The sequence below is a fragment of the Microbacterium sp. SD291 genome (assembly GCF_017355365.1).
In the GTDB taxonomy this organism is placed as follows: Bacteria; Actinomycetota; Actinomycetes; order Actinomycetales; family Microbacteriaceae; genus Microbacterium.
In genome coordinates this window covers 1-13,135 of the sequence record NZ_JADIJR010000025.1, presented here as the reverse complement: position 1 = coordinate 13,135, position 13,135 = coordinate 1, and the positions used below count along the sequence as shown (strand labels likewise).

At 69.6% G+C, this 13,135-nt stretch carries 14 protein-coding genes and 1 pseudogene; 2 read left to right on the top strand and 13 right to left on the bottom strand.

The window, feature by feature from the left end:
- Positions 1-61: 61 nt before the first annotated feature.
- Both IPV10_RS12990 and IPV10_RS12985 read right to left on the bottom strand, forming a co-directional pair.
- Positions 62-1,015 (bottom strand): tetratricopeptide repeat protein, encoded by a 954-nt coding sequence (locus IPV10_RS12990; RefSeq protein ID WP_207484509.1) that lies wholly within the window; start codon positions 1,013-1,015, stop codon positions 62-64.
- The gene (locus IPV10_RS12985) at positions 1,012-2,964 is read right to left on the bottom strand and encodes a glycosyl transferase (protein WP_207484507.1); all 1,953 of its coding nucleotides are present in this window, start codon (positions 2,962-2,964) and stop codon (positions 1,012-1,014) included. The genes IPV10_RS12990 and IPV10_RS12985 overlap by 4 nt, the downstream gene beginning before the upstream one ends.
- A 178-nt stretch (positions 2,965-3,142) precedes the next feature.
- On the opposite strand from IPV10_RS12985, the gene IPV10_RS12980 reads away from it, so the two are divergent.
- Positions 3,143-4,204, top strand: a complete 1,062-nt coding sequence (locus IPV10_RS12980; protein WP_207484505.1) for an AI-2E family transporter — start codon at positions 3,143-3,145, stop codon at positions 4,202-4,204.
- A gap of 21 nt (positions 4,205-4,225) precedes the next feature.
- Here IPV10_RS12980 and IPV10_RS12975 read toward each other — a convergent pair whose 3' ends face one another.
- From IPV10_RS12975 to rpsB, 9 genes are all read right to left on the bottom strand, one after another.
- The gene (locus IPV10_RS12975) at positions 4,226-4,936 is read right to left on the bottom strand and encodes an alpha/beta hydrolase (protein WP_207484571.1); all 711 of its coding nucleotides are present in this window, start codon (positions 4,934-4,936) and stop codon (positions 4,226-4,228) included.
- 2 nt (positions 4,937-4,938) lie between these two features.
- Positions 4,939-5,226 carry a hypothetical protein gene (locus IPV10_RS12970; protein WP_207484503.1) on the bottom strand — a complete coding sequence of 96 codons (288 nt, stop codon included), beginning with the start codon at positions 5,224-5,226 and terminating at the stop codon, positions 4,939-4,941.
- 9 nt (positions 5,227-5,235) lie between these two features.
- Positions 5,236-5,901 carry a transglycosylase SLT domain-containing protein gene (locus IPV10_RS12965; RefSeq protein WP_307861130.1) on the bottom strand — a complete coding sequence of 222 codons (666 nt, stop codon included), beginning with the start codon at positions 5,899-5,901 and terminating at the stop codon, positions 5,236-5,238.
- A 48-nt stretch (positions 5,902-5,949) separates the two neighbouring features.
- Entirely contained in the window at positions 5,950-6,525 is a 576-nt protein-coding gene (locus IPV10_RS12960; RefSeq protein ID WP_207484501.1) for a DivIVA domain-containing protein, read from the bottom strand.
- Entirely contained in the window at positions 6,525-7,664 is a 1,140-nt protein-coding gene (locus tag IPV10_RS12955; protein ID WP_207484499.1) for a phosphatidate cytidylyltransferase, read from the bottom strand. Before IPV10_RS12955 ends, IPV10_RS12960 begins: the two co-directional genes overlap by 1 nt.
- A gap of 5 nt (positions 7,665-7,669) precedes the next feature.
- Positions 7,670-8,224: a ribosome recycling factor gene (gene frr / locus IPV10_RS12950; protein WP_207484497.1), complete on the bottom strand. Its 555-nt coding sequence runs from the start codon at positions 8,222-8,224 to the stop codon at positions 7,670-7,672.
- A gap of 67 nt (positions 8,225-8,291) precedes the next feature.
- A complete protein-coding gene (gene pyrH, locus IPV10_RS12945) occupies positions 8,292-9,008 on the bottom strand; it encodes a UMP kinase (protein ID WP_207484495.1) in 717 nt (238 codons plus the stop codon).
- Positions 9,009-9,101: 93 nt separating this feature from the next.
- Positions 9,102-9,929: a translation elongation factor Ts gene (gene tsf, locus IPV10_RS12940; RefSeq protein WP_207484493.1), complete on the bottom strand. Its 828-nt coding sequence runs from the start codon at positions 9,927-9,929 to the stop codon at positions 9,102-9,104.
- A 50-nt stretch (positions 9,930-9,979) separates the two neighbouring features.
- Entirely contained in the window at positions 9,980-10,909 is a 930-nt protein-coding gene (gene rpsB, locus IPV10_RS12935; protein ID WP_207484492.1) for a 30S ribosomal protein S2, read from the bottom strand.
- A gap of 317 nt (positions 10,910-11,226) precedes the next feature.
- Between rpsB and IPV10_RS12930 the strand changes: the two genes are divergently transcribed.
- Complete coding sequence (locus tag IPV10_RS12930) at positions 11,227-11,802, top strand: murein hydrolase activator EnvC (protein ID WP_242684954.1); 576 nt, start codon at positions 11,227-11,229, stop codon at positions 11,800-11,802.
- A 29-nt stretch (positions 11,803-11,831) separates the two neighbouring features.
- On the opposite strand, the gene IPV10_RS12925 is transcribed toward IPV10_RS12930, so the two are convergent.
- Together IPV10_RS12925 and IPV10_RS12920 are read right to left on the bottom strand one after the other, a co-directional pair.
- The gene (locus IPV10_RS12925) at positions 11,832-12,734 is read right to left on the bottom strand and encodes a tyrosine recombinase XerC (protein WP_207484490.1); all 903 of its coding nucleotides are present in this window, start codon (positions 12,732-12,734) and stop codon (positions 11,832-11,834) included.
- Positions 12,735-12,816: 82 nt separating this feature from the next.
- Positions 12,817-13,135 (bottom strand): annotated as a pseudogene (locus IPV10_RS12920) (DNA-protecting protein DprA); the annotation flags it as partial.

Sequence of the window (13,135 nt, the reverse complement as noted above, 5' to 3'; positions counted from 1 at the left end):
GGCGCGGGCCCCGCCTCCGGTGATGGAGGCGGGGCCCGCGTGCGTCACGACGCCGGCGCGGTCAGAACAGCAGCGAGGAGAGCCTGTTGCGCGCCGACACGACACGCGGATCGGAGGCTCCGATCAGGCCGAACAGCTCGACGAGCCGCTCGCGCACCGGCGCGCGCCCGTCGGAGGGAAGCTGCTGGAAGAGATCGAGGAGCCTTCCGAACGCGTCCTCCACGTGCCCGCCGGCGAGGTCGAGGTCGGCGACGTCGAACTGCGCCTGCACGTCGAGCGGGGCGGCTGCGGCCGCCGCGCGGGCCGACTGCAGATCCAGTCCCTGCACGCGGTCGAGGAGCCGCACCTGGCCGAGCCCGGCGATCGCGTCCTCGTCGCGCGGGTTCTCCGCGAGCGCCTTCTCGTATGCGGTGATCGCGGCGGGATAGTCGCCGGCCTCGATCGCGGCATACGCCTCGGCATGGAGCGGCGGAAGCGGCGGCTCCTCGGGAGCGGATGCAGTGGCCTCGCCACCGTCACCGCCGCCCTCGCCGAGGTCGAGGGTGCCGGTGACGCCGTTCTGCGCGGCGACCTGCAGCAGCTGGGCGAACACCTCGCGCACCTGCTGCTCCGGCACGGCACCGGTGAACATCGGCACCGGCTGGCCCGCGATGAGGGCGACGACCATCGGGATGGACTGCGCCCGGAAGCCCTGTGCGAGCTGCGGGTTGGCGTCGACGTCGACCTTGGCCAGGAGCACCCGGCCGCCCAGCTCCCTGGTCACCTTCTCGATGATCGGGCTCAGCTGCTTGCACGGCCCGCACCACTCGGCCCAGAGGTCGACGACCACCGGCACGGTGCGGGAGATCTCGAGGATCTGCCCGAAGGACTCGTCGGTCGCATCGACGACCACGTCCGTGAGCCCGGGGGCAGGAGCGGCAGGCGCGCCCGGTCCCCCGGCTGTCGCGGCCGGACGGTTGCGCAGCGTGGACAGATCGACGGCGCCGCGCAGTGCGGCGGGAGAGATGTCGCTCATTTGATCACCTCGACGGAGAGAAGGTCCTGGTGCACGGCCAGGAGACGGATCTGTTCGGTCGAGCCCTGCGCGGGCACCGAGAAGAACAGCTGGAAGGAGTAGGTCGTCTTCACGCCCTTCGACGACTCTTCCACGCCCGTGAGCGCCTTCGCCTGTGCGTTCTCGCCGAAGCGGATGACCGCGTCGGCCGAGGTCGGGGTCACCGACTCGGTGTCGACGAGCGACACCGCGACGATCGCGCCGCTGTCCAGATTCGTCATGGACACGGGCGGTGACGCGGCGGGTAGCATGTCGAAGGCGGTGTCCGACGTCTCGGATGCGCCCTGGTCGGCCAGGTTCTGCACCACCGTCTGCCGGCTGTCGCGGATGGACTGCGCCAGATTCAGGGCCAGTTCGTCGAAGAGGCCGTACGAGGCGCTCTTCTCCCCCGCGTCGACGACGTCGGCGAAGGTCGCGGCGAGCTCGCCCGGTGCGACGTTCAGGAACGCGGTCTCGTCCGGCACCAGCGAAGTGCCGAGCCAGGCCGCGGCGACATCGGGGAACACCGCTTCCGCGGCCATCTCCGCCATGTCGGTGACCTTGTAATTCGACCACGGGTCCTGCTGCGTCATCGTCAGGACCACGGGCGGGACGGTGTCGTCGCCCTTGCTCTTCGACAGGATCAGGACGGTGCGGGGCCAGCGATCGGTGGCCTCGGGAAGGACGACCTCGACGTCGTCGGACGGGATGGCGACGGGCGGAGCCGTGTCGGGCAGCGCTGTGCGCAGCGCGTACTCGGTAGTCCGCGCGGCCAGCGCCGATCCATCGAGGCGGGTCTTTGCGAGCTCGATGTCGAGCGCGGTGTCGGCCTCCACGAGGGTCGCCGACGCCTCCTTGATGATGCGCTTCGCCTGGGCCTCGGTCACGGCAGGAGGCTTCTGGTTCTCCGGGGCGATGATCGTCGGGCTGGGCGACGGCGTCGGCGAGGCGTCGCCGAACTGCGGCCACGAATCGGCCGAGCATCCGGCGGCGAGCAGCGCCGTCAGTCCGAGTGCCGGGAGGGCGAGCATCCGGCGTCGCCGCGACGCGCGCCCTGCACGCATCTCGGTTCTGGCTTCGGGCTTCTCTTCGCCCTGCGCGGTCGGCTTCTCGGTCTCCGGCGCGTCTGCGGTGGGCTCGGGACCGGGGCCGTCGATCGCCGCACGCTCTGCAGGCGGAAGCGCCTCGAGATCGATCGGCTCGGTGACGGGCATCGGACCAGGACCCTTGCGCCGGGGGCCGCGTCCGCGGCGCTGGTGCCGGATGCCGAGCACGTAGAGGACGAGCCCTGCGAGGAGCACAGCGGCGCCGAGAGCCATCAGCGGACCCGCCAGCGGCGTGGAGCTGTCGATCGGCCAGGAGACGACGATGTCGTCGGGCGCGGCCTTCGTGCCGTCATAGGCGATGATCACGCTGACGCCGTCGGGGAGCTGCATCTTGTCGGCGATCAGCGCGTCCTCGTCGGTGAAGGAATCCAGCCACAGATCGGAGCCCGCCGGATTGCGTCCTGCGAACTCGGCGACGGCGTCGCCCTCCGCCGCCGGCGTCTCCACGGGCGCCGGGGTCGCCGTCGGCTCCTCCGCGCCGTCACCGGAGCCGCCCGTCGCGGAGGACGCCACGAACGCGACGTCGAGCTTCCCGCCCTTGCCGGCGGTGACGTGGTTGTACTCGGAGTCGGCGAGCCAGGCCTCCAGGTCGGCCGTGCGGCCGTACGCCGCGAAGATCTCTCCCTCGCCGCGGATCAGCAGGGTCTGCGCCCCGGGGTGCTCGCGGAGGACTTCGCCGTCCATCAGCACGAACGGCGCGGGCTCCTCCACCTCGACGGCGACCTGCTGAGAGGAAGGTCCCATGAAGATGGTCCGTTGCGCGATGCCCGCACCGATCAGAACCGTGGCCAGCACGAAGGCCACGACGGCCCATACGAAACGCACGAATAGTCTCCTCACGCGACCAGGGCATCCGCCCGAGCCGCAACACTCGACATTTCAGACTAGCGAAAGCACCTGTGTGTTGCCCACCAGGGAGACCTGCGCGCCGCACGGCACGTCGTCGTCATCAGCTCTGCGCCGCTCGATAGCCTTGCAGCATCCGCATTCCCGAGGAGCAGCGATGAAGATCCACAGCCCGTTCCGCACCGCCCTCGTGGCGACGCTCGGCGTGGGACTCGGCATCCTGCTCATCGGGAGCCTGCAGAGCCTGTCCACGGTCCTGCTCTACGTGGGCACCGCGCTGTTCCTCAGCCTCGGCCTCGATCCGCTGGTGTCGCTCCTCGAGCGCAAGCGCCTCCCGCGGTGGCTCGCCGTGCTCGTCACGATCCTTGCGGTGCTCGGCGTCTTCTCCGGCGTCGTGCTGGTCGTGCTCCCGGTGCTGGTGGATCAGATCTCGCAGCTGATCGCCCAGATCACGGCCATCGTGCAGCGCGGGACGTTCCTCGACGACCTTCGCGAGTGGATGCTGGACACGTTCCCCAATCTCAAGGTGGACGAGGTGTTCGAGTTCGTCGCGACGTGGCTGGACACCAACCTCACCGAGATCGGCGGCTCGATCGGCCAGGGCGTGCTGGTCGCGAGCGGGGCGGTCATCAGCGGCCTCTTCGGCGCCTTCATCGTGCTGATCCTGACGATCTACCTCACCGCGTCGACGCCGTCGCTCAAGAGGGCCGTCTACCAGCTCGTACCGGCATCCAGGCGCGAGCGCTTCGTCGATCTCTCCGAGCAGATCACCGACTCCGTCGGCTACTACGTGATGGGTCAGGTGACGCTCGGCGTCATCAACGGCGTGCTCAGCATGATCTACCTGACCATCATCGACGCACCTTTCACCGCGGTGCTCGCCGTCGTGGCCTTCTTCTTCTCGCTCATCCCCCTGGTCGGCACGCTCACCGGATCCACGATCATCGTGCTCGTCTGCCTGATTCCCGGTCTCGGGTCACCGCAGATCGCCCTCGCCGCGGGAATCTACTACCTCATCTACATGCAGATCGAGGCGTACGTGATCTCGCCGCGCATCATGAGCCGCGCTGTCGCCGTTCCGGGAGCGGTCGTCGTGGTCGCGGCACTCGCCGGAGGGAGCCTGCTCGGCCTGCTCGGCGCCCTCATCGCGATCCCGGTCGCGGCGAGCATCCTCATCATCTACCGGCAGGTGCTCATCCCTCGTATGAACGAGCTCTGACGGCGGTTCGCGTCGGAGGCCCTACCGGGGCCAGTGCGTCGCCAGCGGCAGCGCAACCGGGTTCACGGCGGCGACGATCTCGGTGAGAACGCGGCGGGTCTGGCTCTCCCCCACCCAGAGATGCTTGCCGCCCTCGACGGCGATCAGCCGCGCGTGCGGGATGCCCGCGAACCTGTCCTGCGCCTCCGCAGGACGCAGGTAGTCGTCGAACTCGGGCACCAGGATGACGACCTCATGGTCGGTGCGCGCCCAGGCTGCGACCTCGGCAGCGGTCGCCCGGTGCAGCGGCGGCGAGAGCAGGATGATCCCCTCGATGTCGTGCTCCCGGCCATACTTCAGGGCAAGCTCTGTGCCGAAGGACCAGCCGAGCAGCCAGGGACGGGGAAGCGCGCGATCCCGGACGAAGTCCATCGCCGCCGCCACGTCGAACTGCTCCGCCGCGCCTCCGTCGAAGGTGCCCTCGCTCGTCCCCCGCTGCGATGTGGTGCCGCGGGTGTTGAAACGGAGCACCGCGAGATCTGCCAGGGCCGGCAGCCGCCCGGCCGCCTTGCGGAGGATGTGCGAATCCATGAACCCGCCTGCGGTCGGCAGCGGATGCAGCGTCACGAGAGTCGCGACAGGCGCCGTCTTCTGCGGCAGCGCGAGTTCACCGACCAGCGTCAGCTCATCCGCCGTCGACAGTTCGATGTCCTCGCGGAGCGCCGGCAGTTCCAGCGGCCCTCGGATCTCCATGGTCACGCGATCCTCCAACAGTGAGTGTGCCAGTGCCGGCGCGCGGCGAGGTCGGCGGCATCGCCGAGCACACCGTCGGAGCGCCAGGCCACGAGGTGGGCGACGCCCGGTTCGATGCCGCGTCCGCATCCGGGGCAGCTGTACTCCTTCAGCGCCTGCGGTGCCGAGACGGGCTGCACGGTCCATTCGACCCCGCGCCGGATCTCGGTCCGCTTCCAGGAGGCGAGCAGCCGGTCCAGCGAGTCGTCGGAGTCAGGGCGCGATGGAGTCCGTCGGCGGGAGCGTGGCATGACGCCTGCTCACCACCAGTGGTTGTTCGACCAGAACGCCTGCGCGCCCGCCCAGCTGCCGTAGCGGCCGGTGGCGTAGTCATTCGCCCAGCGCAGGTTGTCGACCGGGTCGTAGCCGTTCCCCGGGACCTTGCTGCAGGGCAGCGCCTGCACGAGGCCGCAGGCACCCGACGAGCTGTTGGTCGCATTCGGGTTCCAGCCGCTCTCGCGGGAGACGATGTAATCGACGTAGCCCCAGTCGGACTCGGCGATGCCGGCAGCCGCCATCCACTCAGCCGGAGCGCCTCCGCCGGTGTAGAACAGCGGGCCGCCCCCTCCACCGCCGCCACGGGACGCGGCCGGCTCGGGCGTGGGCGTCGGCTTGGGCGTGACGTAGACCGTGAACGCACCACGCGCGACGGGAGCGATCGCCGCGCCCTCGACCGTCACGGTGAGGTTCTGCGTGTCGCCGAGCGCCGCCGAGTACACCGATTCCGGTGCGGTCTCCGCGACCGGCTCCGCGAGCGCGACGCCCGTCGGCGCCACCATCGCCGCGGCGAATCCCACGACCGCGAGACCGGCGACGAAGCCGGCGACCCTGTGACGGCGGGTACTCCTTCGAGCCGAGAGAGCCGCGGGCGAGGGGACCGGCAGGACGTCTTCTCGTTCGATGGTCAAGTCGTTTCGGGAGTTCACGATGCCTGACATTCTACGCACAGGTCGCTGGGACGACCATGGGAGGCTTCAGCGGACGGCGAGGATCACATCGACGACGGCGTCCAGCAGCGCATCGACCTGCTCCTCGCGGTACCCGCCGCGCTGCATCCGGAAGGCCGCCGAGCGCAACTGCTCCGCGGTGAGCGGCTCGCCGTCACGGAGATACCGGACGATGCGCGTGGCGACATGATCGACCTCGTCGATGCGGTAGCCGAAGCCGAGGAGGCCGGTTCGCGCGAACCGCTGGCGCTGCGGCCGGGCGAGGTGATCGAGGATCACCTGCGCGTCCTCGCGCGCCTGGTCCACCCAGGCTCCTGCTCCCTGCGTGCGGACCACCCGGTCGCGCTCACGTCCTGCGAGGGCATCCTCGACACGGCCGAGTGCCGCATCGACTTCGGCGACGACGTACCCGCCCTTGACGAGCGGGAAGGACGCGACGCGCACCTCGGCCGCGGTCAGGTCGCCGTTCCCCTCGAAAGCCTGTCGCGCGGCCGTGAGGAATGTGTCGACCGCCGCACGGTGATAGCCGAGATCACGGCCGCCTGCGAGGGAGAACGCCGGTCGCGCCTGCGCGCCCGCGTCCAGGACATCGTCCGAGGCCATCAGAGCACCACCCAGGGAGAGAAGAGGAAATAGAGGCAAAGCGCGGGGATCGTCGAGGGCAGGATGCTGTCGAGCCGGTCGAGGAGCCCGCCGTGCCCCGGTAGCCAGGAGCTCATGTCCTTGATGCCGAGGTCGCGCTTGAGCATCGACTCGCCGAGGTCTCCCAGTGTCGCCGAGAGCAGGATCGCGCCGCCGAACAGGACGCCCGCCCACCATGGCAGCTCGAGGAGGAAGAGGGCGAGGAGAACTCCGGCCGCGATCGAGGCGATCACAGCACCCCCGAAGCCCTCCCAGGTCTTCTTAGGACTGATCTTCGGCGCCATCGGATGACGGCCGAACGCGAGACCGGCGGCGTACGCCCCGGTGTCGGCGGCCACGGCGACCACGATGAAGCCCAGCACCCACCACTGGCCGCCCTCCTGCTTGAGCAGGATCAGCGCGACGGCGGCGAGGAACGGGACGTACACCTGCACGAAGCCGCCGATGACGGCATCCGCCAGAACGTCGCCGTAGGTGCGTCCGTCCTTGGCGACCATCTGGGCGACGAGTCGCCACACGATCACGAACGCGACGGCGAAGAACAGCAGCACCCACACCAGCCACACCTGGACGAAGTACGCCGAGAGGACGAGGAGGCCCGCGGCGATCAGCTGCGGCACCACGTCGATCCGGCGCCCGGAGCTGCGCAGCGCGCGGGAGAGCTCGAAGACGCCGAGGAGCGCGGCGGCGAGGGCGAACGGGACGAACAGGGCCTTGATGAACAGCAGGGAGCCGAGCACGGCCGCGCCGAACGCGAGCCCGATGACGATCGCGAGGATCAGGTCGCGTCCGGTGCGCTGCTTGATGCGCTCGTTCGCCTGGTCGAGCTGATCCTTGGCATGGGACACGTGGGTGCCCAGCTCGTCGCGCGCGGCGCGCCACTGCTCACGGATCGCATGGTGATCGGCCGTGTCCAGACCGGGCTCAACCGGCCCGGTCTCATCGGGGGGCAGCGGCGGGCGCGGAGGGATGCTGGAGGAATCGAACGCGGGGAACGCCGGATCCGCGAGCGGGACGCCGTCGGCCGGCGTCCCCGCGTCGCGCGCCTCTCGGCGTGTCTGCGGCTTGCCGCGTTCGGCGTCGGTTGGATCGTCGGACATGCCGCCTACACCTCGAGGAGTTCAGCCTCTTTGCGCTTGAGTGCGTCGTCGATGAGGTCGACGTGCTGGCGCGTGAGGGCGTCGAGTTCCTTCTCGCCCCGGGCGATCTCGTCTTCTCCGAGCTCGCTCTTCAGAGCGTCGAGCTCGTCCTTGGCCTTGCGGCGGATGCCGCGGACGTGGACCTTCGCGTCCTCCGCCTTGGTCTTCACGAGCTTGACGTACTCCTTGCGACGCTCTGCCGTCAGCTCGGGCATCGTGACCCGCACGAGGTTGCCGTCGTTGGTCGGGTTCGCGCCGAGGTTCGGCATGTCGCGGATCGCCTGCTCGATCCCCTTCAGCGCCGACTTGTCGTACGGCGTGATGATGAGGGTGCGCGCCTCCTGGTTGGCCAGGGAGGCGAGCTGTGCGAGCGGGGTCGGGGTCCCGTAGTAGTCGACGAGCACCTTCTGGAACAGCTGCGGGTTCGCGCGGCCGGTTCGGACCGTTGCGAAGTCCTCCTTGGCGGCTTCGACCGCCCGCGACATGCGAGAGGTGGTTTCAGCGAGGACGTCCGCGATCACGGTGACTCCTATCGTCGGGGTGTTCTGTGAATTCTATCGGTCGAAGCCGTCGCGCCCTGGAAGGCGCTCAGGCGGTGACCAGCGTGCCGATGGGCTCGCCGAGCAGCGCGCGCGTCACGTTGCCGGCCGGCTCCATGCCGAACACGCGCATGTCCATGTTGTTGTCCATGCAGAGGCTGAAGGCGGTCGAGTCCACGACCTTGAGACCGCGCTGCAGTGCGTCGCGGTACGTCACGCGGTCGATGCGCTCGGCGTCGGCGTGCTTGTTCGGGTCGGCGGTGTAGATCGCGTCGACGCCGTTCTTCGCGACGAGCACCTCCTGGGCGCCGATCTCGAGCGCACGCTGCGCCGCGACCGTGTCGGTCGAGAAGTAGGGCAGCCCGGCGCCGGCGCCGAAGACGACGACGCGGCCCTTCTCCATGTGGCGCTCGGCGCGCAGCGGGATGTAGGGCTCGGCGACCTGGGTCATCGAGATCGCCGACTGCACGCGCGTCGGAGCGCCGGCCTGCTCGAGGAAGTCCTGCAGGGCAAGGGCGTTCATGACGGTCCCGAGCATGCCCATGTAGTCCGCGCGACCACGGTCCATGCCGCGCTGGCTGAGTTCGGCGCCGCGGAAGAAGTTGCCTCCGCCGACGACGATCGCGATCTCGACGCGATCGACCGCTGCCGCGATGTCACGGGCGATCTGGCTGACGACGTCGGGGTTCACTCCCAGCTGGCCGGCTCCGAATGCCTCACCGGAGAGCTTCAGAAGGACGCGGCGGCGTCCGGTGCGTTCGGTCATGGGTGTGTTGTCCTCTCGTCCCGATTCAAGATAGTGCCTTCTGGGCATGAAGAAGGGGTTCGGATCGCGTCGATCCGAACCCCTTCCGCAGTGTTACGCGCCGACCTTGAAGCGCGCGAAGTCCGTCACGGTGATACCGGCGTCCTTCGCCACCTGGGCGACAGAGATCTTGCTGTCCTTGGCGTAGTCCTGCTCGAGCAGGGCGACCTGCTTGATGAACGCGGACACGCGCCCCTCGACGATCTTGGGCAGAGCCGCCTCCGGCTTGCCCTCGTTGCGCGAGATCTCGGTGACGATCTCGCGCTCCTTCTCGACGGCGTCGGTCGGGACGTCCTCGCGGGACAGGTACGACGGGTTCGCGAACGAGATGTGCTGCGCGATGCTGCGAGCGGTCTCATCGTCTTCACCCGTGTAGGCGACGACGACGCCGATCTGCGGCGGCAGGTCCTTGCTGGTGCGGTGCATGTACACCTCGACCTTGTCGCCCGAGATCGTGCGCACGCGGCGCAGTTCGACCTTCTCGCCGATGATCGCGGCCTCTTCCGAGATGACCGTCTCGACGGTCTTGTCGCCCGCCTGGGCGGCGAGTCCGGCCTCGACCGAGTCCGCCTTGACGGCGGCGACGGCGTCGGCGACCTTGTCTGACAGCGCGATGAAACGCTCGTTCTTCGCGACGAAGTCGGTCTCGCAGGCGAGCTCGATGAGCGTCACTGCGCCGTCCTGTTCGCGAGCGACGATGAGGCCCTCGCTGGTGGAACGGTCAGCGCGCTTCGCGTTGCCCTTGGCACCCTTCAGGCGCAGGATCTCGGTGGCCTTCTCGACGTCTCCGTCAGCCTCCTCGAGCGCCTTCTTGGTGTCGACCATTCCCGTGCCGAGCTGCTCACGCAGCGCCTTGAGGTCGGCGATGGTGAAGTTGGCCATGTGTGGTGGCTCCTTGCTTCGTGATGTGGGTGTGCGTGGTGTCGCGGGGATTACTTGGCGTCGGCCTCGACGACCTCGGCCTCGGCGGCCTCGGTCTCGACGGCCTCGGTCTCGACGGCTGCGTCCTCGGCCGGAGCCTCAGCAGCAGCCTCCTCGGCGGCAGCTTCCTCGGCGGGAGCCTCGGCAGCGGGAGCCTCAGCAGCGGGAGCCTCAGCGGTCTCCTCGGCCGGGGTCTCGAGGAGCTCGCGCTCCCAGTCGGCCAGCGGCTCAGCGTCGCCGGTCTCCGGGTTGTGCTTCTGCTGCAGGCCCTCGGCCGCGGCGTCCGCGATGATGCGGGTCAGCAGCGAGACGGAGCGGATCGCGTCGTCGTTGCCGGGGATCGGGTACTGGAAGTCGTCCGGGTCCGCGTTCGTGTCGAGGATGCCGATCACCGGGATGCCGAGCTTCTTGGCCTCGTCGATGGCGAGGTGCTCGCGCTTGGCGTCGACGACCCAGATCGCCGAAGGCGTCTTGGTGAGGTTGCGGATTCCGCCGAGCGACTTGTGCAGCTTGTCGAGCTCGCGCTTCTTGAGCAGGAGCTCCTTCTTGGTGAAGCCGCTGTTCGCCGGGGTCTCGTAGTCGAGCTCCTCGAGCTCCTTCATGCGTGCGAGACGCTTGGAGATCGTCTGGAAGTTGGTGAGGAGTCCACCGAGCCAGCGCTGGTTGACGAAGGGCTGGCCCACGCGGGTCGCCTGCTCGGCGAGGATCTCCTGCGCCTGCTTCTTCGTGCCGACGAAGAGGATCGTGCCGCCGTGGGCGACGGTCTCCTTGACGAAGTCGTAGGCCTTGTCGATGTAGCCCAGCGACTGCTGCAGGTCGATGATGTGGATGCCGCTGCGCTCGGTGAGGATGAAGCGCTTCACCTTCGGGTTCCACCGGCGGGTCTGGTGTCCGAAGTGCACGCCGCTGTCGAGCAGCTGGCGGATGGTGACCACAGCCATGGTCGTCTCCTTGTTCTGGCGCTGAGCGCCGTTGAGGTTTCTGCCGATCTGCTGATCGGACTTCCTGGTGCCCGGCGCACACCCGCCCGCTCGTGAGTGGGACCTGTGGGTGTGGATGCCGCGACCTCTGCCTGTGCAGGCGCCGGTCGCTCTGGGCACGCGTAGTCACCCCGATTTCGAGGTGCTCGTCCAGCATACAGGATGCCGCCGCATGACTCACCCTGCACGCCATGGCGGCTCCGGCATCCCTCCTCATCCGCCGTGGCTCGGCCGGATCCGCCGAACCGGCTCCCGGACGGCAGCGGAGGATGGGCGGCATGCGCATCCGCGAACGTCCGGCCCCCGCCCTGCTCATGCTCGCGGCCGTGCTCCTGGCCGTGCTCGTGACCCCGGCCGGTGACGTCGCGCCTGCCCACGCGGCGGCGTCCGTGGCCGCGGGACCGACGAACGCGGATCCGGCCACAGAGGAGGAGCACCCCGTGTGGGAGTGGCCGTTCGCCGGGGCGCGAGACGTCGCGGTGCCCTACCGCGCACCAGCGCACGAATACGGCGCCGGCCATCGCGGCGTGGACGTGGTGGCGTCTCCCGACAGGTCGGTGCGCGCGCCCGCGGACGGCGTCGTCGCGTTCCGCGGCACGGTCGTCGATCGTCCGCTGCTCACGATCGAGCATGCGGGAGGGTACGTCTCCACGTTCGAGCCGCTCTCGTCGACGCTCTCCCCCGGTGACGTCGTCTCCGCGGGCGATGTGATCGGCACTGTGGATGCCGGAGGCCACGCGCCTTCCGGGACGATGCACCTGGGCGTGCGGCTCGACGGCGACTACATCAACCCGATGCTGATGTTCGGCGACGTGCCGCGCGCGATCCTGCTCCCCTGTTGCCGGCCGCTGTGAGCTGTGGCAGACGTCGACCGCGACGCGGTTCAGGCGCGGGGGTGCGCGAGACGGTAGGTCGCCGTCAGCCGCTCGGCTGACACATGCGTGTAGATCTGGGTGGTCCCGAGACTCGCGTGTCCGAGGATCTCCTGGACTGCGCGCAGGTCCGCTCCGCCGTCGAGCAGGTGGGTCGCGGCGGTGTGGCGCAGCGCGTGCGGACCGATCGTGGCCGCTCCGACGTGGGGGGCGAGCACCTCGGCGACCAGCGTGTAGACGGCGCGCGCGCCGATCCGACCGCCTCTCGCGCCGAGGAACAGCGCCGGGGAAGCCTTGTCCGAGCGGGAGGCGAGTGCAGGCCGCCCCCTGGTCAGGTAGGCACCGACGGCGTCTCGGGCGGGAATCCCGTATGGGACGACTCTCTCCTTGGATCCCTTGCCGAGGACTCGACCGGTGCCGCGATCGAGGTCGAGGTCGTCGATGTCCAGACCGCACAGCTCCGACACGCGGATGCCGGCGCCGTACAGCATCTCGAGGATCGCGTGATCCCGCAGGGCGTGCGGGTCTCCCCCGGCGGCTGCGGCGCGCTGCTGATCGAGGAGTGCGGTCATGGCATCCGCGGAGGCCACGGTCGGGAGGGTGCGTCCGCGCTTGGGCGCGATCAGCCGCACGCTCGGATCGTGCTCGACGAGCCCCTGTTCCTGCGCCCAGCTGAAGAACGACCTGGCGGCGGCCGCCCGCCGGGCGAGCGTCGACCGCGCGTCGCCGCGCTGCGTGGCGCGCCAGAGCCAGTCGCGCAGCGTCTCGAGGTCGATGGCCGACAGATCGGCGTCGCCGGCCGAGACTCCGAGGTCGCGCAGATCGGAGCGATAGGCGCGCACCGTCGCGGGCGACAGCCGACGCACCTGCAGCAGGTGATCGGCGAACGCCTCGGCGGCCGAGCGGAACTCCATGGTGACAGCATGCCCGGGGGCCGTCTGACGCACGCGTCGCCTCGCCGCCGAACGGGCGACCGGCGCTCGCACACCCCTGCCCTCAGCGGCTCGCGGCCGCCGCTCCCGCCCGTCGCCAGCCGGTCTCGGCACGGATGACGGCGCCTTCGAGCTCCAGCAGGCCGAGCAGCGCGCCGACCCGCTCTGGCGAGAGTCCGCTGCGTCGCACGAGTTCGTCGGCAGGGAGTCGCGCTCGCGTGCTCAAGGCGTCGAGCAGGCGCAGCCGGTCAGGGTCGGCGATGTCGCCGCTCGGCGCAGTCGATGCTCCCTCGCCCCACAGTTCGCGGATCTCGGCCGCCGTCGTCACGCAGCGGGCATCGTACTCGCGCAGCAGCCGATGGCATCCGGCCGATGTGGCTGAG